Consider the following 19,013-nt stretch of genomic DNA (forward strand, 5'->3'; position numbering starts at 1 on the left):
CAGACTCGCGACGTAGGTTTCTGCCGGAGAGCACCGGCCACCCGCGCTACCCCACGACCGGGCGTCGCGACGCGTTCGAGCGCCAGCACCGGGGGTGCTCCGCAACTCCGGCGCGGATTCCGTGAAGCATCGCGCCGTTGGTCGATGGGAGATTGTTCCATGTCACTGGCCGACCTGGTAGGACTCGCCCCGGACGCACTCCGCGACCCGGGTTCCGTCTACGACGAGCTACGGGCGAAAGGCGTGCACTTCGCCCCCGAGGTGAACGCGTACGTGGTCGCCGGCCACGACGACGTCAGCCGGGTACTCCGGGACGCGAAGCGGTTCTCCTCGACCATCACTGTCGGGAATCCGCCACCGTCGGCGACCGACGACCCCAACCGGCTCCGCCCGCTGCTGCTGCTCTCCGACGACCCGGTACACGCCACCCGGCGCTCCATCGTCAACCGCGCCTTCACCCCGTCCCAGGTACGGAGCTGGGAGCCGGTGGTCCGGCGGATCGCCGAACAGCACGTCGACGCGCTACGCGACGCCGACACCGTCGACCTGGTCGAACGGATCGCCGCCCCGCTGCCGGTACGGGTGATCAGCGCCCTGCTCGGGGTACCCGCCGACGACGTGGACAAGTTCCGGGCCTGGTCCGAGGAGATCACCGGGTCGCTCGGCGGGCACGCCGCCGACCCGGAGAAGCGGGACCGGGTGCAGCGGGAGTTCACCGGGTACATGGACGAGCTGATGAACCGGCACGACGGCCGGGCCGGCGACGACGTCCTCTCCACCATCGTCGCGGCGGACCGGGCCGGCGAACTGACCCGGCGCGAGGCGGTCAGCTTCACCATCGAGCTGCTGATCGCCGGCAACATCACCACCACCCACCACCTGGCCAGCAGCATGAAGCTGCTCGCCGAGACCGACGGGCTCGCCGACCGGCTCCGGGCCGAACCGGCGCTGATCCCCCGGTTCGTCGAGGAGTCGCTGCGACTCGAATCGCCGATCCAGGGCTTCTACCGGCTCGCGCTGGAAGATTCGGTGGTCGGCGGCACCGAGATCCCGGCCGGCTCCCGGCTGCTGGTGCTCTACCAGGCCGCCAACCGCGACCCCGCTGCCTGGGAACAGTGCCCGCACCTCAAGCTCGACCGCCCCAACGCCTCGGCGCACCTGGCCTTCGGCAAGGGTCCGCACGCCTGCATCGGCTCCTCGTTGGCCCGGCTGGAGGGCGTCGTGGTGGTCGAGACGCTGCTCGACCGGGTCGCCGAGATCACCCTGCTCACCCCGCCGGACGAGGTGCCGTACCTGGCCAGCTTCATCAACCACGGCCCGACCTCGCTGCCGGCCCGGCTGGCGTTCCGGCCCACCGGGGAGGCGTCGTGAGCCTGCGGGTGCACGTCGACCGGACGCACTGCGAGCTGCACGGCCAGTGCGTCGAACGGGTCCCCTCGGTGTTCCGGTTCACCGACGGCGGCGACCTCGACCACCTGGCCGAGGCCGGCGACGACCTCGCCGACGACCTGGCGGACGCCCAGTTCCTCTGCCCGGCCCAGGCCATCGAGGTCGGCCCGGCGTGACCGCCGGACCGGCCGACAGCCAGGCACACCGGCCGCCGGACCGGGTCGTCGTGGTCGGTGCCTCGCTGGCCGGGGTACGGACCGCGCTGGGACTGCGCCGGGCCGGGTTCACCGGCGGCGTCACCCTGGTCGGTGCCGAGCCCTGGCTGCCGTACGACCGGCCGCCGCTCTCCAAGCAGGTGCTGCTCGGCGAGTGGACCCCGGACCGGACCCGGCTGGCCAGTGCCGAACAGCTCGCCGAGCAGGGCATCGAGGTACTGCTCGGCGACCCGGCCGTGGCCCTCGACGAGGACGGCCGGAGGGTGCTGCTCGACTCCGGCGCCCGGATCGGCTTCGACGCCCTGGTGGTGGCGACCGGAGCGGCACCCCGGCCGTGGCCGTTCCCGACCCCGGCCAGCGGCGTGCACGACCTGCGCCGGCTCGACGACGCGGTGGCGATCCGGGACGCCTTCGACACCGCACCCCGGGTCGTGGTGGTCGGGGCGGGTTTCGTCGGCACCGAACTCGCCTCGGCCGCCGCCCGGCGCGGGCTGCCGGTCACCGTCGTCGAACCGCGCCCCGACCCGCTCGCCGCCCAACTCGGTACGCTCGCCGGCACCGCCCTGCTCGACCTGCACCGCCGGCACGGCGTCCGGTTCCACACCGGACACGCCGTCCGCGCCGTGCACGGGGGCGACCGGGTCAGCTCCGTCGAACTCGACGACGGCACGCTGCTCGACGCCGATCTGGTGGTGGTCGGGATCGGCGTACTGCCGAACACCGGCTGGCTGCGCGGCAGTTCGCTGGAGCTGACCGACGGGATCCGCTGCGACGGTACCGGCGTCGCCACCACCAACCCGGCGATCTGGGCGGTCGGCGACGTGGCCCGGTGGCCGGTCGCCGGGCACACCGAGCCGCGCCGGGTCGAGCACTGGACCAGCGCGGTCGAGCAGGCCGGGATCGTGGCGTACAACCTGGTCCGGCCGGCCGCCGAGCGCCGGGTCACCGCCGCGACCCCGTACGTCTGGACCGACCACTACGGGCTGAAGGTGCAGCTCGTCGGGCTGGCCGGCGCCGACGACGAGAGTACGGTGCTGCACCGGTCCCCGGACGGTGAACGGTTCGTCGCCGTACGCCATGCCGGCGGTCGGCTCAGCGCCGCGCTCGCCTTCGGGATGCCGGAGACCCTGCCGAAACTACGTACGGCCGTCCGCTCCGGCGCCTCCCTCACCGAGGCGACGACCCTGTTCGGCCCAGCGACCACCGACACCGACCGGTACGTCGTCCCGCGCCGCTGACCTGCGCTGCCACGGCGGCATCGATCGGCGGGTTGCGGAGGGCAGCCATGATCGCAGGGGACGGTACCGGCGACGTTGCCCACGGAGGCATGGATGGTCCTCACCGCCCAGCCACGACTGCGTCCCCTGCCGCCCGCGACGGCCGAGCGGTTGGCCAAGGTACGGGCCGGCGTCGACGAGGGGCGGCTGCGCCAGCACGTGGAGCGGCTGGACGTGCCACGTGGTCGCTACCACGCGGCACCGGCGATGACCAGGGCCGAGTCGTACGTGGCCGGCGAGCTGGAGCGGGTCGGCTGGCGGGTCAACCGGCGGGAGTTCACCGTGCCGGGCGACTCGGTCTCCGGGGTCAACCTGCTCGCCGACCCACCGGTCGAGGAGGGCACCGACCCGCGCCGGTCCGGGCCGACGGTGCTGATCGGCGCGCACCTGGACACCGTGCCGGGCAGTCCCGGTGCCGACGACAACGCCTCCGGGGTGGCCTGCCTGCTGGAACTCGCCCGGGTCCTGCCGGAGTTCGGGCTGGCCCGACACGTCCGGCTGGCCGTCTTCGACGAGGAGGAGACCGGGCTGCACGGCTCGCGGGCACTGGCCGGCGAGCTGAGCACCGCCGACCGGCCCGCCGCGGTCGTGGTCTTCGAGTGCATCGGGTTCTACTCGGCTCTGCCCGGCACCCAGGTACTACCGCCGGGTGCCGGGCTGGTCTACCCGGCACAGCGCCGCCGGATCCGGCAGCGCGGCTGGCGCGGCGACTGGACGCTGGTGGCGTACCGGCAGTCGGCGGGTCGGCTGGCCCGGCTGTTCGGCGAGTGCCTGACCCACCTGGCCGGGCCCGGTACCGCGCTGCTGGCCCGGGACGCGCTCGACCTCCGGCTCGCCGGCCCGCTGCTCCGCCGGTACGTGCCGACCACCGAGCACTTCGCCCGCAGCGACCACCAGCCGTTCTGGGACATCGGCGTGCCGGCGATCCAGATCACCGACACCGCCGACTTCCGCAACCCGTACTACCACCAGCCCAGCGACACCCCGGAGACCCTCGACTACCACCGGATCGCCGACATCGCCGCCGCCACCGCCGTGAGCCTGGTCGGTTTCGGCATCAGGTGAGCCCGCCGGGCGACGTGCCACTCACCCTGAACTGGCCGTCGGGTCGGGTCGGGAGATCGGCGTGCAGCCGGGTCAACTCGGTCGCGGTACCGATCCCGGCGCGGAGCGACGGGTGTGCGACGTACTCCCGGATCGCCGCCGCGAGGAAGTCGGGCTGCACGTTCAACAGCCCGACCGGCAGTTCTTCGGTACGCGCTGGGTGGTGGCCCGACCACGGATGCCAGCCCCGGCGGTAGAGGGTGATGCGGGGGCTGACCGGCGCCGGTGGCGGTGGCCCGCCGGGCGCCAGATCGTCCCAGTCGATGGTGATCTTGCCCCGGGGCCCGTGCACGGAGACCCCAGCCGGTTCCAGCACGAAGCTCGCCTGCTGGAGGAACGGCGCGGTCAGCGCGAATCCGACGACGACGGCGAACAGCGCACCGTGGTACGTCTCGGACGGCCAGTCGTTGAAGCCGAGCACATCCCGCTCCGGTCCACGCTCGACCACGACGAGCCCGGCGGCAGCCCAGAGAAACACGATCGTCAGGCCCCCCTGGAAGCGGGGGAACGCCCCGACGACGAACCGGCGGGCTGCGGCGTCGACCCGGAACGTGGCGGGACGCCGCCGCGGCGGCACGACGACCCGGGTGAAGACCACCAGCGGCGCCACGACGGTGACGACCAGCGCCAGCAGGTGGAGCGGCAGACCCAGGCCAGCGGGCTCGATCCGGTCGGTCACCGGTGCCAACCACCAGGTCACCGCGAACCGGCTCAGGAAGGCAACGATGCCGAGCGCCAGGGCGGCGGCCCGGAGCACGCCGAGTGACATGACCGAAGGGTAGCGAGGCTGGTCAATGTCGCCGGAGCCTCGGGAAAACCGGTGGAGCCGCCCGCCCGGAGCCTGCTACCAAGAGCCGATGCCAACACCGAGATCCCGTACCGCGTGAGTCGTAGCCTGCACACCGACCCGTACCCGATCCGCGCCGCCCGGCGACTCGGCGCGCCCCGGGGCCGGCGCGCGGCCGAGCCGACGGTGCTGCGCCGCCGCGCCCGCCAGCCAGAACCCGAATTGGGTACCCGCCCCGCGCCCGCCCCGGTCGACGACCCGCAGCCTCGGGTTCCGATCCGGGAGTCCCCGTTCCCGGTCCGGGAGTCTCCGGCCCGGCCGGGGTTCCTGCATCCGGCGAGCGTCGGCGACATCGCCCGCCTGCTGGACTTCTTCGGCCCAGAGCTGCGGTACGGGCTACGCGCCGTCGAGCTGCGGCAGGCCGTCGGTGCCGACCGGCCCGGACCGCTGCTCGCGAGGCTGCTGGTGCCGGGCGTGGTGATCCTGCACGAGCAGCCGCGACCGCCCTGGATCGTCCCCGGCCGACTGTTGCCGGGTTCGCGGTCCCGGCTGCTCCGGGCCGGTGCCCGGGTCGAGTCCACCGCTATGTCGACCCGGATCGACTGGCCCGGTACGACGCTGCGGGACTTCATGCTCTTCGACGGCCTGCTGCACGAGATCGGCCACCACCTGGTGCAGCACGGCACCGGCAAGCGGACCGCCCGGGTACGCCGGACCGCCGACCACGAGCGGTACGCGGACGAGTTCGCCGCCCGCTGCCGGCAACGGTGGGCAGCCGCCGCCACGACCGGAGCGGCTCGGAACCCGACCGGAGTCGCTCGTGGATAGCCGGGCCCGGCTGGTCGGTGACGGGCTGGAGAACCCGGCGAACGCGTACGCGCTGCGGGACGCCGCCGCCATGTTCGGGGTGCCGTGCCTGTTCCGGGACGGCCGAGGGCTGGCCGGACGATGGTCCGCCGAACGGGCCGGCGGGCCGCTGGACATGATCGACAACACCGAACTGCTGGACCCGTCGACCCCGCTCGTCGCGGTCGAGAACGCACCCGGCGCCACCTCCGTGTTCGGCACCGCCCTCCCGGCGGGACGGCCGTCCGTCGTGGTCGGCAACGAACGTCTCGGCGTACGGCCGGATGTGTTGCGCTCGGCAGCCCGGTGCGTACAGATCCCGATGGCGGGGCGCGGGGTGAACACCCTGAACGTCGCGTCGGCCGCCGCGGTGGCGCTGCACTACCTGGTGGCGGCGTCCGGTCGGCGTACCGTCCGGGGTGCCCGTCCCGAGTCACGGCGGCCGGCGGTACTGCTGCTCGGGCCCGGTGACCACGTCGAGGCGGGCAGCACGCTGCGCTCGGCCGCCGCCTTCGGCTGGCAGACGGTGGGGCTGGACGACCGGGCGAAGGTGTGGTGGGGCACGCCCCGGCCGGTACGCACCGAGGCCCGGGCCGCCGCGCGCAGCTCCCGCAATCCGCTCCGGGTGGTGCCGATGCCGGCGGAGCGGCCGGTCCCAGCCCGGCGGGTGGTGGTCGCCGGGCTGCGCGTCGCCGGTCCGCCGCTGCACCGGGTGGACCTGACCGGCGGCCCGGAGACCCTGCTGGTGATCCCGGACGAGGAGGCGACCGGGCCGGCCGAGGAGTGGCGCCGGCTCGGTTCACCTGTGGAGTTCGCCCGGCTGGAGTTGCCGGCGGCGGACGTGCCGTACCGCTACCGGCTGGTCGCGGCGATCGTGCTGGCCGAGGTCGCCCGGCAGCTCGGTAGCCGCAGCCCCGGCCGCCCCGCCCCGGCACCCCGGCACCGTCCCCGGTACGACAGTGCGCTCGCCCTGGTCGACTCCCCGGACGCGGAACTGGTCAGCGTGGCGGAACTGGAGTCGTACTGAGGGTCAGGGAGTGTCGGACTGGCGGAGGCCGGCCATCGCCCACTCCAGGCTCGCCCCCTCGTACGGGCCACCCGGCCGTTGCGCCTCCCGGGCGGCGCGCATCGCCTGGACCCGCAGGTCGGCCCGCCACACCGCAGCCGGCAACTCGGCCCGCAGGGTCAGCTCCTTGCGGCGCTTCACCTCGAAGAGGTAGTCGTAGCGGGCCAGTCCGGAGAAGTGCCGCCACAGCGCGACACAGGTCTCGTCGTCCGGCAGTTCCCGGATGACCGGCCCGAAGACCGCCGGACCGGCACCGCCGTCGAAGACCAGCGTCGGCACGCCGAACGCGCGTACCCGGTCGATCCAGTCCCGGTGCTCGGCGAGTACCGCGGTCCAGGTCGCCGGGTCGGCGGTGGCCGCGTCCACCAGGCTCGGGTCGTGGCCGAGCGCGGTCAGTGCCGCCCGGGAAGTCTCCGCGCTGGACGGTGCCGGGGCCGGTCCGTCCGGGCCGGCGGCCGGCGGCTGCTGCTCCCACATCAGCGCGCCGAGCGCGGCGTAGAACCGCCCCAGCTCCGCCCGGCCGTGCCGGTCCCGGACCAGGATCGCGGTACGCAGCGCGGCCCCGTACTCGGCGTCGAGCACGGCCGGGTCCTCGTCGGCGGCCAGGTTGACGACCTCCAGGGAAAACAGCCCCCAGTCGAGTTCGATCTCCCCGAGCGCCTCCAGCCGCCGCGCCCAGCGGGAGGTCTGGTAGCACCACGGGCTGCGCGGGTCGAACAGAAAGGTGATCTTTTCCATCTACGGTTACCTCGTTCCTATTCGGCCGCGCTGTCGCCGCTTTGCTCCACAGGGGAGACCGGCGCGGCCGGGGAGAGCGGGAAGTGGCAGGCCACGGTGTGGTCCGGTCGGGCCGCCCGGACCGGTGGCGCCTCGACGGCGCAGATCTCGGCCGCCCGGGGGCAGCGGGTCCGGAACCGGCAGCCGCTCGGCGGGTCGAGCGGGGACGGCGGTTCACCGGCGAGTTCGTCCGGCACCCTCGGCCGGGGCCGCTCCGGGTCCGGGCTGGGAATCGAGTCGAGCAACGCCTTCGTGTACGGGTGCAGCGGGTTGCGGTACAACTCCTCGGCGGGGCCGACCTCGCAGAGCGTGCCGAGATACATCACCGCGACCCGGTCGCTGACCTGCTTGACCAGGGCCAGGTCGTGCGCGATGAAGAGGTAGGAGAGCCCGAGTTCGGCGCGCAGTCGCTCGAAGAGGTTGAGCACCTGGGCCTGGCTCAGCACGTCCAGCGAGGAGACCGCCTCGTCGCAGACGATCAGCGCCGGGGCGAGGGTCAGCGCCCGGGCGATCGCCACCCGCTGGCACTGGCCGCCGGAGAGCTGCCCCGGCTTGCGGTCGCCGAAGACCGACGGGTCCAGCCCGACCAGGTCGAGCACCTCCTCGACCCGGGCCCGCCGCTGCCGCCGGTCCCCTGTCCGGTACGCGGCCAGCGGCTCCTCCACGATCGAGAAGACCGTCCACTTCGGATCGAGGGAGCCGTACGGGTCCTGGAAGACCGCCTGCATCTGCCGGCGGGCCGCCACCAGGTCCCGCCGCTTGCGCGCGCCGGCCAGGTCGACACCCTGGAACCACACCTCGCCGGACTTCGGCGGCGGTGCCTGGAGTACCGAGCGGACCATCGTCGACTTGCCGGAGCCGGTCTCGCCGACGACACCCAGGGTCTCCCCGGCGCGTACCTCGAAGGAGACGTCCGAGACGGCGTGCACCACGCCGCCGCGTACTCCACCGTGGGCGCGTACCACGAACTCCTGGACCAGGTTGCGGACCTCCAGCAGTGGCCGTCCGGTCCCGTTTCCCGCCGTCATCTCTCGTCCTCACCGGGTAGGGAGTCGTCCGCGCAGGGGAAGAAACAGGCCCACTCGTGCCGGGGTTCCCGCTCGGTCAGCTCCGGCCGCTCGTGCTGGCAGCGATCCTGCGAACGCGAGCAGCGCGGGGCGAACGCGCAGCCGGGGTCGAGGACCCGCAGGTCCGGCGGGCGGCCGGAGATCACCGGCAGCGGGGCGTGCGGCGGACGTTCCAGCCTCGGGGTCGCGTCCAGCAGGGCCCGGGTGTACGGCATCCGGACGTGCGCGATCATCCGGCGGGTCGGGGCGCGTTCGACGACCCGGCCGGCGTACATCACCGCGACCTGGTCGGCGTAGGAGGCGGCCAGCCCCATGTCGTGGCTGATCAGTACGAGCCCCATCGCGAACCGCTGTTGCAGGTCGAGCAGCAGGTCCATGATCTGCGCCTGGGTGGTGACGTCCAGCGCGGTGGTCGCCTCGTCGGCGATCAGCAGCCCCGGCTGGCAGGCCAGCGCGATGGCGATCATCACCCGCTGGCGCATCCCGCCGGAGAGCTGGTGCGGGTACTCGTGGAAGCGCCGGGCCGGCGCGGGCAGCCGTACCATCGCCAGCAGCTCGACCGCGCGCTCCCGGGCCTGGCGGCGGCTCATCGGCAGGTGCACCCGGATCGCCTCGGTGAGCTGGTTGCCGATCCGCATCGTCGGGTTCAGCGAGCGGGCCGGGTCCTGGAAGATCATCCCGACCTCCCGGCCCAGGCAGCGCCGCAGCTCCTTCTCGCCGAGCCCGACCATCTGGCGCTCGCCGAGCCGGATCGAGCCACGCACCGTGGCGGTCCGGGGCAGCAGCCCCATCACGGCCCGGGAGGTGACGGTCTTGCCGGAGCCGGACTCGCCGATCACCGCCAGGGTCTGGCCGGCGTGCACGGTGAGGTCGACCCCGCGTACGGCGTGCACCAGGGCGTCCCGGGTCCGGAAGGTGACCTCCAGGTTCTCGATGGTCAGCAGCGGCGCGTCCGGGTCGGCGGTCCGGGTCGCGGTGTCCGGCTGGATCTGGGTCGTCATGGCGCACCGGTCCGGGCTCGCAGGGCGTCGCCGAGGGTGTTGAGGCAGACGATGGTGAGGAAGAGGCAGGCGCTCGGGATCAGCACCAGTTCCGGATTGCTGGAGATGTACGCCTGACCGCGCGAGATCATCATCCCCCAGCTCGGCTCCGACGCCGGTACCCCGAAGCCGAGGAAGCTCAGTGACGCCTCGATGGCGATCGCGGCGGCGACCCAGAGCAGGCTGTAGGTGAGCAGTTGCGGCAGCACGTTCGGGGCGATGTGCCGGAGCAGGATGGCACCGTCCCGCTGGCCGGCGAGCCGGGCGGCGACGACGTACACCTGTTCGCGGAGCCGGAGGGTGGCGGCCCGGGCCAGCCGGGCGAAGGTCGGGATGGAGAAGAACGAGATCGCCCAGATCACGTTCAACTTGCTCGGCGTGAGGTAGGTCGAGACGACCAGCACCAGCACCAGGGACGGGAACGCGATCAGCATGTCCAGCAGCCGCATGGTGACCGTCTCCAGCCAGCCGCCCCGGAACGCGGCGAACATCCCGAGCGAGCCGCCGAGCAGCAGCCCGATCGCGTTGGAGGTGAGCCCCACCTCCAACGACACCCGCCCACCGTGCAGCAGCCGGGAGACGATGTCGTTGCCGAGCGGATCGGTGCCGAGCAGGTGTCCGGGCGAGAACGGCGGCAGGTTGGCCGCGAGCAGCGAGCCGGCCGTCGGGGACGGCAGGTCCCGGTAGACCAGCGGCCAGGCGAAGCAGGCCAGCACGATCAGCCCGAGGATGGTGCCGGGAATCCAGAGGCCCTTGCCGGTACCCCGGCGCCGGCTCGCCCGGGCCGGGCCGGTCGCGGTGGCGTCGAGCGGGTCGGCGGCCGGGTCGGCACCCCGGGCGGTGGCGAGGTCAGGCGGCTGGACGGCCATGGCGGATCCTTGGGTCGAGGACGGCGTAGAGCAGGTCGGTGACGAGGTTGGCGCCGACCACGAAGCAGGCCATCACCACCACGTACGCCTGGACGACCGGAATGTCCCGGCTGTTGATCGCCTGGAGCAGCCCCTGCCCCATGCCGGGCAGCCCGAACATCTGCTCGATGATCACGGTGCTGCCGATCAGCGCCCCGAACTGGAGCCCGACGATGGTCAGCAGGCTGAACACCGAGTTGCGCAGCGCGTGCCGGATCAGCACCTGCCAACTGCCGACCCCCTTGGCCCGGGCGGTGGTGATGTAGTCCTCCCGGAGCATCTGGTCGACGATGTCGGCCCGGAGTACCCGGGTGTACTCGCAGAAGAGCGCGAACGCGATCGCGGTGGCCGGCAGTACCATCGCCCGCAGGTTCGGGCCGATGCCCTGGGCGATCGGGACGTACCCGACGGCGGGCAGCACCCGCAGGCCGACCGCGAAGATCAGCACCAGTACCAGGGCGAAGACGAAGTTCGGCACCGAGAGCCCGAACATGCTGACCTGCATCCCGATCCGGTCGGCGAACCCGCCCGGCCGCTTCGCCGCGACCACCGCGGTCGGCACCGCGACCAGCAGGGCCAGCGCGAAGGCCAGTACCACCAGTTCGAGCGAGACCGGCAGGGCCCGGCCCAGGATCGCGGTGACCGGCTCGTTGTTCTGCAACGAGTTGCCGAGGTCGCCGGTGAGCGCGTTGCCGAGCCACTGGAGATAGCGGATCAGGAACGGCTCGTCCAGGTTGAGCCGGGCCGAGAGCGCGGCCACCTGCTCCGGGGTGGCGTCGTCGCCGAGCAGCGCGACGGCGGCGTTGCCGGGCAGCAGGTTCATCAGGCAGAACGTGATGAAGGTGGCGCCCCAGACCACCGGGACGGCCTGGAGCACCCGCGTGATCGCGACGCGTACCGCGGGCGAGCGGCCGAGCAGCCGGGCCGGCCGGTCGAGCAGGCCGGCCAGCCGGTTCGGACGCGACTGCGACCGGGGCGGCCGGCCGGGTGACCGGGTGAGGGTGTCAGACATCGATCACCGCACATTCCGGGCGCGATCGGGGCATCGGCACCGATCGCTCCGGCCCGAGTTTTGGAGAGCAGAAACGAGACCTACCCACGTTTCGTCCACGAGAATTCCTAACACATCCGGGTTGGTGGTGTCACGGGTTGCGTCCGCAGGCCAGCAGCAGCCGGGTCAGCAGGTCAGCCTCGGGTTCGGCCGCCGGCAGCGGCGCCCCGAACCGGTCCGCCGGCAGGCTCCCCTCAGCCGCCGCCGGGGCGAAGAACCCGTACGCGAGCCGGACCAGGCCCTCGTCCATCGCCTCGGCGGCCCCGATCGCCCGGGCCAGGTCCCAACTGTGTACGACCAGCCCGCTGACCCGCATGACCAGGAACTCCTCGCCGCTGACCGTGCGCTTCGGCAGCCGTACCTCGGCGGTCATCGCACCCGGCTCACGGAACGCGGACCGGATCACCTCGACGCTGGCCGACCACGCCTCGGCCAGGTCACCGGTGACCGGGCTCCGGTCCACCTCCTCACCGCGCAGCAGTTGCCCGCAGTGCGCGTTCCCCTCGACGACGTGCCGGACCAGCGCCGACACGTCCCACTCGGTGCACGGGGTACCGGCCGTCCACTGGTCCGGGCCGACCGCCGCCAGCCGCTTCCCGAACGTCTCCAGAGCCCTGTCCAGCTCGTCGAGCAGTGCCATCACGCAGTCTCCTCACAGGTCCGCAGTCTCACGGGTCCGCGTCTCCTAGCAGGTCAGCCGGGCGCTCTTGAACTGCGCGCCGACCGCCGCGAAATCCACGTCGGCCAGGCACTTGTTCTGGAAGGTGTAGTTCGGCCCGCTGATGATCGGGATGTCCACCGCCAGGTCGTTCATCGAGGTCCAGACCTTGCGCCAGGTGGTCCTCCGGACCTCCGGGTCGACGGTCCGGTTCGCCGACTGGATCAGCTCGGGGACCTCGGGGTGCTCCCGGGCGAAGCCGTGCTTGCCCTGGGGGGTGTTCGGCGACTGGAACGAGGTGTAGAACTGCGGGTCGTCGATGCCGCCGCTGAAGGCGTACGCCATCTGGTAGGTGCCGTCCGAGTACGCCTCGCTGAGCTGCGGGCCCTGCACCGCCTTGACCTGCGCCTTGATCCCGCACTGCTGCCACTGCTGGGCCAGCGCGTTCGAGATCACCTGCGAGTGGCCGCCGATGTTGAGCAGGTCGAACTCCAGCCCGCCGAGCTGGTCGACCAGCGCCTTGCCCTTGACCGGGTCGAACGGGTACGGGAACTGCGCCTTCGCGCCGTCCACCCCGCCATCCGGGTAGTAGAGGCTGTCCGCGCCGGCCAGCACGTACGCCGGAGTGACCCAGCCGCGCTGCACGTTTGTGGCGATCGAGTCCCGGTCGGTGCAGTAGTTGATCGCCTGCCGCGCCTCAGGCCGGTTGAACGGCGGCTTGAAGGTGTTGATCGGCAGGAAGGCGTAGAGGGTGTTCTCGCCCGCGATGGTGGCGATCTTCTGGTTCGCCTTGGCGTCGTCCAGCACGTTCGGCGGGGTGGAGACCCCGCTGACCTGCACGCTGTCGATCGAGCCGGAGGCGACGTGCTGGTAGGAGACCTGCGCCTCCGGGCTGGTGTTGATGAACTTGACCTCGGCCAGGTGCACGTTGGCCCGGTCCCAGTACTTCTCGAACGGCTTGAGTACCAGCTCCTCGCCGGGCTTGTGGCTGACGATCTCGAACGGCCCGGCCCCGACCGGCTTCAGCCCGAACTGCTGCTGCCCCGCCTTCTTGTGCGCGGTCGGCGAGCCGATCAGCGTCGCCGGGGTGTACGTCAGGAAGGCGACCATCGTGGCGGTCGGCTCGGTGAAGGTCATCGTGACCTGGTGCTCGCCGCTCGCGGTGACCGAGGACATTTGCCTGAAGTACTGCGCGTTCGGCGACTCCGCCTGCTTGTACCGCTCGAAGTTGTAGACCACCGCCTCGGCGTCGAACGGCGTACCGTCGGAGAACGTCACCCCCTGGCGCAACTCGATGGTGAGCGTCTTCAGGTCGTCGCTGTACTTGTAGCCGGTGGCCAGGTCGGGCACGAAGTCGCCGCCCTTGGCCGTCGGCGGGTCGAAGAGCGAGCCGTAGACGTCCAGCGAGATCGGCACCGACTTGCTGATGTAACCGGTGCCGCCCGGGTCCAGGGTCTTGTAGTTGTAGCCGCCGACCGTGATCCGGCCGTTCGCCCCGGCACCACCGGCGCCATCGCCGCCACCGGAGTCGCCGCAGGCCGACGCAGCCAGGCCGACGCTCGCGACCAGGGCCAGTCGGAGGAGTACGTTCCGCCGTCTCATCTTCCCGCTCCGTTCTGTTCGGTCCCCGTCGCTGTTGCCGTCGTCCCCGTTGTGGTTGCCGTCGTCCCCGTTGTGGTTGCCGTCGTCTCCGTTGTGGTTGCCGTCGTGGTTTCCGGCTGCTGCTTTCCCGGCTCCGGGGCGGGTTCGGGGGCGGCCCAGGGGCGCTGGCCCCACGGCCACCACGGGGTCCGGGCGCCGTCGTCGAAGAAGACCGCCGGCAGCGTGGGCGGGCCGAGCCGGCCGCGCTTGAGTTCGGAGAAGTTGTCGTACCGCACCAGCCAGGAGACGTGCCGCCAGAGTTCGACCGCCTCCTCGTCGCTCGGCATCCGGTTGAGTACCGGGCCGAAGATCATCGGTCCGTCGCCGCCGTCCAGCGCGATGGTGGGTACCCCGATGCTGCGGGCCCGGTCGATCAGCGCCTGGTGTTCCGCGACCACCGCCGCCCAGGTCTGCGGGTCGGCCAGCGCGGCGTCGAAGAGTTCGGCGTCGAAGCCGGCCTCGACCACCGACTCCCGGACCGCCACCACCAGGTCCGGCGCGGGCGGCCGGGATTCCCAGGTACGCCGGGCCAGCGCGCGGTAGAACGGACCGATCGCCTTCGAGCCGGCCTTCTCCCGGATCGCCACCGCACAGCGCAGCGCCGGACCGGAGATCGCCTCCAGTTCGAGCGGGTCGGCGCCCTCGGGGAGATTCAGGATCTCCAGGCAGAACAGGCCCCAGTCCAGCTCGACCTCACCCAGCTCGGCCAGTCGCCAGGCCCACTTGCTGGTGAGATAGCACCACGGACACCGGGGGTCGAAATATATCTTCACGGATTCCACAGAGATCACCCTTGTTCTCCGGCAGCGGTTCGATGAGTGGGTACGGCGCCCTGACCAGCGGCGACCGCCGCTGCGGAACCGGCCGCCGACGCGGAACCGGCCGACGGGTCGGAGCCGGCCGACGGGTCAGAGCCGGCTGAGACGGCGGCGGCCGGTGGGGCGCCGGTGAGGGGGAAGTGACAGGCGACCCGGTGTCCCGGGGCGATCTCGCGCAGCTCCGGCACCGACTCGGCGCAGGTCGGCCGGGCGTAGACGCAGCGGGTGCGGAACCGGCAGCCGGAGGGTGGCCGCAGCGGCGAGGGCTGCTCGCCGACCACCGGGATCCGCTCCCGGACCGTCTCGGCGTCCAGCGCCGGCGGGATCGCCGACAGCAGCGCGGCAGTGTACGGGTGGGCCGGGTGGGCGAACAGCTCGTCCGTCGGCGCCGTCTCGCAGAGCCGGCCGAGATACATGATCCCGGTCCGGTCCGCGAGGGTACGCACCACGGCGAGGTCGTGCGCGATCAGCAGGCAGGTCAGCGACAGCCGGCGCTTCAGCTCGAAGAGCAGGTTGAGCACCTGGGCCTGCACCGACACGTCGAGCGCGGTCACCGGCTCGTCCAGGATCACCAGGTCCGGCCGGGAGACCAGGGCCCGGGCGATGGCCACTCGCTGGGCCTGGCCGCCGGAGAGTTCCCGGGGTCGCCGGCCGGCGAACCGGCTGGCGCTCAGGCCGACCAGGTGCAGGATCTCGGCAACCCGGCGACGCCGCTCCGACACCGAGCGGACCCCGGCGGTGACCAGCGGCTCGGTCACGCTCCGCTCCACCGTCCAGCGTGGATCGAGCGCCGAGAACGGGTCCTGGAAGACCATCTGCACGCCGCCGGTACGCCGCCCGCCCCGCTCCGGCCGACGCCGCCGGCCCACCGTACGGCCGCTGACGGTGACCCGGCCGCTGACCGGGCCGGGTGCGCCGATCACCGTACGAGCCAGTGTGGACTTGCCGGAGCCGGTCTCGCCGACCAGGGCGAAGGTCTCGCCCCGGGCGATCGTGAAGCTCACCCCGGCGACCGCCGACACGGTGGCCCGACGGAACGGCCGCCGCCCCTTCACCCTGAACTCCTGCACCACGTCGACGCAGTCCAGCACGGTCGGCTCGATGGTCATCTGGTCACCTCCGGTTGCCGGGTCGACGCCGGGTCCGCCGCCGCAGGCTCCTGCCCGGTCACCGCCACCGGGTGCCAGCAGCGGACGGAGTGACCGGTCGACAGTTCGACCAGGGGCGGGCGCCGCTCGGCACAGTCGTCCCGTACGTGCCCGCACCGGGGCGCGAAGGCGCAGCCCGGCGGTGGCGTACGCGGATCCGGCGGCAGTCCCTCGATCGGCCGGGGCGGGCGGCCCGGGGTACCGACGTCCGGCACCGCCCGGACCAGCGCCTGGGTGTACGGCATCAGGGACGCCCGCGCGATGCCCTTGGCCGGCAGGGTCTCGACGGCCTGCCCGCCGTACATCACCAGTACCTGTTCGGCCCGGGAGGCGGCGAGCGCGAGATCGTGGGTGACCACGACCGTGCCGATCGACCGGGATTCGCGCAGCCCGTCCAGCAGGTCCATGATGGCCGCCTGGGTGGTCACGTCCAGCGAGGACGTGGGCTCGTCACAGAAGATCACCTTCGGTCGGCAGGCCAGCGCGATGGCGATGACGATCCGCTGCCGCATCCCGCCGGAGAGTTCGTGCGGATAGCCGAAGTAGCGCTCCTCCGGTGCGGCGATCCCGACGTCCCGCATCAGCTCCACGCTGCGGCGGCGTGCCTCCGCCCGGCCCAGCGGCGGCTCACCGGCCGCCTCGTCCGGCCGGCCCGACCCGGCGAGCATCGCCTCGGCGATCTGCGGCCCGACCCGCATCGTCGGGTTCAGCGACCGGGTCGGGTCCTGGAACACCAGCGACGCGACGCCGGTCACGAAGCCGCGCCGCCGCGCCTTCGGCAGGGTGGCCAGGTCGACGCCGTCCAGGCGTACGGTGCCGGTGACCTCGAAGCGGCGCGGGTCGAGCAGCCCGAGTACCGCCCGGATGCCGATCGACTTGCCCGCGCCGGACTCGCCGACGATCGCCAGTGACCGGGCCGGAGCCACCCGATAGGAGAGCCCGTCGACCAGGGTCAGCAGGGTCGAGCCGCGCCGCACCCGTACGGTCAGGTCGTCGACCTCGACCACCGGGGTGGCCGCCGGGGCCCGGACGGTGCCGTTCTCCGTCATCAGCGCTCCTCGGTCAGCCGACCGCGGAGCCCGTCCGCGACCAGGTTCAGGGACAGGACGGTGACGAAGAGCGCCATGCTGGGCAGCACGACCAGCCGGGGATCACTGCTCAGGTACGCGTCGCCGGAGGCGATCAGGTTGCCCCAGGTGGGTTCCGGCTCCGGTACGCCGAGCCCGAGATAGCTCAGCCCGGCCTCGATCATCATCGCGGTGCCGATGGTGAAGAGGGCGAAGCCCAGCAGCGGGGGCAGCACGTTCGGCAGGATGTGTCCGAAGATCACCCGGTGGGCGGCGGCACCGTCGCTGCGCGGGGCGGTGACGAAGTCCCGGTGCCGCACGGTCAGGGTCTGCGACCAGGCCAGCCGGCCGAACCGGGAGACCCCGAAGAGGCTGATCGCCAGCGTGGTGTTGGTCAGGCTCGGGCCGAGGTAGTCGGCGATCACCAGCGCCAGGATCAGCCCGGGGAAGGCGAGCAGGGTGTCGAAGAGCCGCATCACGAACGTCTCGTAGAAGCCGCCGAAGAAGCCGGCCGTCACCCCGAGCAGCGCGCCCGCGACCAGGCTGATCGCGGTGGCGCCGAGACCGACGACGATCGACACCCGGCCGCCGTGCAGCAGTCGGGAGAGCACGTCGTTGCCGAGTTCGTTGGTGCCGAGCAGGTGCCCGGACGAGCCCATCGGGGCCATCGCGTCGGCCAGGTCGCCGGTGACCGGCGACGGCAGGCCCAGCAGCGCCGGGCCGGCGAAGCAGGCCAGCACCACCAGCAGGAATACCGCCGCCGGGATGCCTACCGCCGGGGCCCGGAGCGCCCGGCCGAGCCGCGCCAGCCGGGCGAGGTGCCGGTCCCGGCGGGGAGCCGCGATCCACGCCTCGTCGACGGCGGGGACCGCGACCGCCGCGTCCGGCGCCGGCCCGGGTGCGGGCCGCTGGGGTACGTCAACAGTCATCGGTTCGCCTCTCCCTCGCCCTCGTCTCCACCTGTTCCACGCGGCCGTGCTGAATGACACCGCCGTGCACCGCTGCTCCGGTCATCGGCTCAGCCGGTCCGGGCACGGCGGCGGGCGCCGGGGCGTACCCGGGGGTCGAGTCGCATCTGGACCAGCTCGCCGACCAGGTTCGCCACCACCACACCGACCGCGATCAGCACGATCGCGCCCTGGAGCAGGGTGGCGTCGCGGTTGTTGATGGCACCGAGCACCAGCCGGCCGATGCCGGGGATCGAGAAGACCTCCTCGACGATGACCACGCCGGAGAGCAGGAACCCGGTGGTGAGCGCGATCAGCGTGATCAGCCCGCCGACCGAGTTGCGGGCCACGTGCAGTACCAGGACCCGGGTCTTCGACAGGCCCTTCATCCGGGCGAGGGTGACGTACTCCTCGTTCTCCAACTGTTCGTAGATCTCGCCGCGCAGCACCCGCATGTACTCGGGGAAGACCGACACCCCCAGCGCGACCGACGGGATGATCATCGCCTTGAGGTTGGCGCCCCAGCCTCCGGTGGCCGGGTCGACCCAGCCGATCGAGCTGACCATCCGCAGACTGGTCGCGAAGACCACGATCAGCATCAGGGCCACCACGAACGCCGGCACCGAATTCCCGATCAGCCCGAGTACGGTGACGAACCGGTCGGCCCAGCGGAACCGCAGCGAGAGCAGGGTGGTGAGCAGGGCCAGCGTGATGCCGACGAGCTGCGCGCCGATCAGCAGCTCGACGGTCGGCGGCAGAGCCAGCCAGATCGCCTCGCTGACCCGCTGGTGGGTGATGACCGAGGTACCGAAGTCGCCCTGCACCGCCGCGGCGAGCCAGTCCAGGTAGCGGACGTAGAGCGGGTCGTCCAGCCGCAACTGCGCGGTGAGTTCGGCGGCGGCCTCCGGGGTGTAGAAGTCGCCGAGGATCGCGTAGACGACGTTGCCCTGGAGGATGTTGACCAGGCCGAAGCCGAGCGCGGTCACGCAGAGGACGACGACCAGCATCTGGAGCAGCCGGGCGCCGATCACCCGGAGCATCGCGGTGTTCCTTCGGACGATCGACGAGGCCGGCTGAGCATCCTGGACTCCCTTGCCCTATGGGGTCGTCACGTGCTCGTCCGACCCGTCCGGGATCCGCCCGTCGGCCGGGAACCCCGGCCCGAGGCTTAGCCGGACGCTACAATTCGATTCCGCTCGTAGCAACG

19 protein-coding genes are annotated in these 19,013 nt (G+C 72.4%); 6 read left to right on the forward strand and 13 right to left on the reverse strand.

What is annotated here, in order from left to right:
• Positions 1–159: 159 nt before the first annotated feature.
• The 4 genes from Pma05_RS32700 to Pma05_RS43610 all read left to right on the forward strand — a co-directional run bounded on the left by Pma05_RS32700 (position 160) and on the right by Pma05_RS43610 (position 3,946).
• Positions 160–1,371: a cytochrome P450 gene (locus tag Pma05_RS32700; RefSeq protein WP_203861357.1), complete on the forward strand. Its 1,212-nt coding sequence runs from the start codon at positions 160–162 to the stop codon at positions 1,369–1,371.
• Entirely contained in the window at positions 1,368–1,565 is a 198-nt protein-coding gene (locus Pma05_RS32705; RefSeq protein WP_203861358.1) for a ferredoxin, read from the forward strand. Before Pma05_RS32700 ends, Pma05_RS32705 begins: the two co-directional genes overlap by 4 nt.
• Positions 1,562–2,842: an NAD(P)/FAD-dependent oxidoreductase gene (locus tag Pma05_RS32710; protein ID WP_203861359.1), complete on the forward strand. Its 1,281-nt coding sequence runs from the start codon at positions 1,562–1,564 to the stop codon at positions 2,840–2,842. The genes Pma05_RS32705 and Pma05_RS32710 overlap by 4 nt, the downstream gene beginning before the upstream one ends.
• Before the next feature lie 93 nt (positions 2,843–2,935).
• Entirely contained in the window at positions 2,936–3,946 is a 1,011-nt protein-coding gene (locus Pma05_RS43610) for a M20/M25/M40 family metallo-hydrolase (RefSeq protein WP_203861360.1), read from the forward strand.
• Here Pma05_RS43610 and Pma05_RS32720 read toward each other — a convergent pair.
• Complete coding sequence (locus Pma05_RS32720; protein WP_203861361.1) at positions 3,939–4,754, reverse strand: hypothetical protein; 816 nt, start codon at positions 4,752–4,754, stop codon at positions 3,939–3,941. The two genes, Pma05_RS43610 and Pma05_RS32720, sit on opposite strands and share 8 nt — an antisense overlap.
• Positions 4,755–4,868: 114 nt before the next feature.
• On the opposite strand from Pma05_RS32720, the gene Pma05_RS32725 reads away from it, so the two are divergent.
• Together Pma05_RS32725 and Pma05_RS32730 are read left to right on the forward strand one after the other, a co-directional pair.
• On the forward strand, positions 4,869–5,600 hold the full coding sequence (locus Pma05_RS32725) for an ImmA/IrrE family metallo-endopeptidase (protein WP_203861362.1): 732 nt from the start codon (positions 4,869–4,871) through the stop codon (positions 5,598–5,600).
• On the forward strand, positions 5,593–6,645 hold the full coding sequence (locus tag Pma05_RS32730) for a TrmH family RNA methyltransferase (protein WP_203861363.1): 1,053 nt from the start codon (positions 5,593–5,595) through the stop codon (positions 6,643–6,645). The genes Pma05_RS32725 and Pma05_RS32730 overlap by 8 nt, the downstream gene beginning before the upstream one ends.
• A 3-nt stretch (positions 6,646–6,648) precedes the next feature.
• On the opposite strand, the gene Pma05_RS32735 is transcribed toward Pma05_RS32730, so the two are convergent.
• The 12 genes from Pma05_RS32735 to Pma05_RS32790 form a co-directional block, all read right to left on the reverse strand.
• A complete protein-coding gene (locus Pma05_RS32735; protein ID WP_203861364.1) occupies positions 6,649–7,422 on the reverse strand; it encodes a mycothiol-dependent nitroreductase Rv2466c family protein in 774 nt (257 codons plus the stop codon).
• A gap of 17 nt (positions 7,423–7,439) precedes the next feature.
• Positions 7,440–8,489 (reverse strand): ABC transporter ATP-binding protein, encoded by a 1,050-nt coding sequence (locus tag Pma05_RS32740; protein WP_203861365.1) that lies wholly within the window; start codon positions 8,487–8,489, stop codon positions 7,440–7,442.
• On the reverse strand, positions 8,486–9,529 hold the full coding sequence (locus tag Pma05_RS32745) for an ABC transporter ATP-binding protein (RefSeq protein ID WP_203861366.1): 1,044 nt from the start codon (positions 9,527–9,529) through the stop codon (positions 8,486–8,488). The genes Pma05_RS32740 and Pma05_RS32745 overlap by 4 nt, the downstream gene beginning before the upstream one ends.
• On the reverse strand, positions 9,526–10,437 hold the full coding sequence (locus Pma05_RS32750; RefSeq protein ID WP_203861367.1) for an ABC transporter permease: 912 nt from the start codon (positions 10,435–10,437) through the stop codon (positions 9,526–9,528). Before Pma05_RS32750 ends, Pma05_RS32745 begins: the two co-directional genes overlap by 4 nt.
• Positions 10,418–11,488 (reverse strand): ABC transporter permease, encoded by a 1,071-nt coding sequence (locus tag Pma05_RS43615; protein WP_203861368.1) that lies wholly within the window; start codon positions 11,486–11,488, stop codon positions 10,418–10,420. Before Pma05_RS43615 ends, Pma05_RS32750 begins: the two co-directional genes overlap by 20 nt.
• A 130-nt stretch (positions 11,489–11,618) precedes the next feature.
• On the reverse strand, positions 11,619–12,167 hold the full coding sequence (locus Pma05_RS32760; protein WP_203861369.1) for a TIGR03086 family metal-binding protein: 549 nt from the start codon (positions 12,165–12,167) through the stop codon (positions 11,619–11,621).
• Between the two features lie 45 nt (positions 12,168–12,212).
• Entirely contained in the window at positions 12,213–13,787 is a 1,575-nt protein-coding gene (locus tag Pma05_RS32765; RefSeq protein WP_203861370.1) for an ABC transporter substrate-binding protein, read from the reverse strand.
• Complete coding sequence (locus tag Pma05_RS32770; protein ID WP_203861371.1) at positions 13,784–14,608, reverse strand: mycothiol-dependent nitroreductase Rv2466c family protein; 825 nt, start codon at positions 14,606–14,608, stop codon at positions 13,784–13,786. The genes Pma05_RS32765 and Pma05_RS32770 overlap by 4 nt, the downstream gene beginning before the upstream one ends.
• Before the next feature lie 5 nt (positions 14,609–14,613).
• The gene (locus Pma05_RS32775) at positions 14,614–15,753 is read right to left on the reverse strand and encodes an oligopeptide/dipeptide ABC transporter ATP-binding protein (protein ID WP_203861372.1); all 1,140 of its coding nucleotides are present in this window, start codon (positions 15,751–15,753) and stop codon (positions 14,614–14,616) included.
• Entirely contained in the window at positions 15,750–16,841 is a 1,092-nt protein-coding gene (locus tag Pma05_RS32780; protein WP_203861373.1) for an ABC transporter ATP-binding protein, read from the reverse strand. The genes Pma05_RS32775 and Pma05_RS32780 overlap by 4 nt, the downstream gene beginning before the upstream one ends.
• Complete coding sequence (locus Pma05_RS32785; RefSeq protein WP_203861374.1) at positions 16,841–17,788, reverse strand: ABC transporter permease; 948 nt, start codon at positions 17,786–17,788, stop codon at positions 16,841–16,843. Before Pma05_RS32785 ends, Pma05_RS32780 begins: the two co-directional genes overlap by 1 nt.
• Positions 17,789–17,877: 89 nt before the next feature.
• Positions 17,878–18,846: an ABC transporter permease gene (locus Pma05_RS32790; RefSeq protein WP_203861375.1), complete on the reverse strand. Its 969-nt coding sequence runs from the start codon at positions 18,844–18,846 to the stop codon at positions 17,878–17,880.
• Positions 18,847–19,013: the final 167 nt, after the last annotated feature.

The sequence above is a fragment of the Plantactinospora mayteni genome (assembly GCF_016862935.1).
Classification (GTDB): domain Bacteria; phylum Actinomycetota; class Actinomycetes; order Mycobacteriales; family Micromonosporaceae; genus Plantactinospora; species Plantactinospora mayteni.

Bases quoted from the DNA above. Each gene is read 5' to 3' on its own strand.
- Pma05_RS43610 (WP_203861360.1), top strand. From the start codon at position 2,936: ATGGTCCTCACCGCCCAGCCACGACTGCGTCCCCTGCCGCCCGCGACG.
- Pma05_RS32785 (WP_203861374.1), bottom strand. From the start codon at position 17,788: ATGACTGTTGACGTACCCCAGCGGCCCGCACCCGGGCCGGCGCCGGAC.
- Pma05_RS32740 (WP_203861365.1), bottom strand. From the start codon at position 8,489: ATGACGGCGGGAAACGGGACCGGACGGCCACTGCTGGAGGTCCGCAAC.
- Pma05_RS32775 (WP_203861372.1), bottom strand. From the start codon at position 15,753: ATGACCATCGAGCCGACCGTGCTGGACTGCGTCGACGTGGTGCAGGAG.
- Pma05_RS32790 (WP_203861375.1), bottom strand. From the start codon at position 18,846: ATGCTCCGGGTGATCGGCGCCCGGCTGCTCCAGATGCTGGTCGTCGTC.
- Pma05_RS32765 (WP_203861370.1), bottom strand. From the start codon at position 13,787: ATGAGACGGCGGAACGTACTCCTCCGACTGGCCCTGGTCGCGAGCGTC.
- Pma05_RS32760 (WP_203861369.1), bottom strand. From the start codon at position 12,167: ATGGCACTGCTCGACGAGCTGGACAGGGCTCTGGAGACGTTCGGGAAG.
- Pma05_RS32700 (WP_203861357.1), top strand. From the start codon at position 160: ATGTCACTGGCCGACCTGGTAGGACTCGCCCCGGACGCACTCCGCGAC.
- Pma05_RS32780 (WP_203861373.1), bottom strand. From the start codon at position 16,841: ATGACGGAGAACGGCACCGTCCGGGCCCCGGCGGCCACCCCGGTGGTC.
- Pma05_RS32750 (WP_203861367.1), bottom strand. From the start codon at position 10,437: ATGGCCGTCCAGCCGCCTGACCTCGCCACCGCCCGGGGTGCCGACCCG.
- Pma05_RS32735 (WP_203861364.1), bottom strand. From the start codon at position 7,422: ATGGAAAAGATCACCTTTCTGTTCGACCCGCGCAGCCCGTGGTGCTAC.
- Pma05_RS32720 (WP_203861361.1), bottom strand. From the start codon at position 4,754: ATGTCACTCGGCGTGCTCCGGGCCGCCGCCCTGGCGCTCGGCATCGTT.
- Pma05_RS32745 (WP_203861366.1), bottom strand. From the start codon at position 9,529: ATGACGACCCAGATCCAGCCGGACACCGCGACCCGGACCGCCGACCCG.
- Pma05_RS43615 (WP_203861368.1), bottom strand. From the start codon at position 11,488: ATGTCTGACACCCTCACCCGGTCACCCGGCCGGCCGCCCCGGTCGCAG.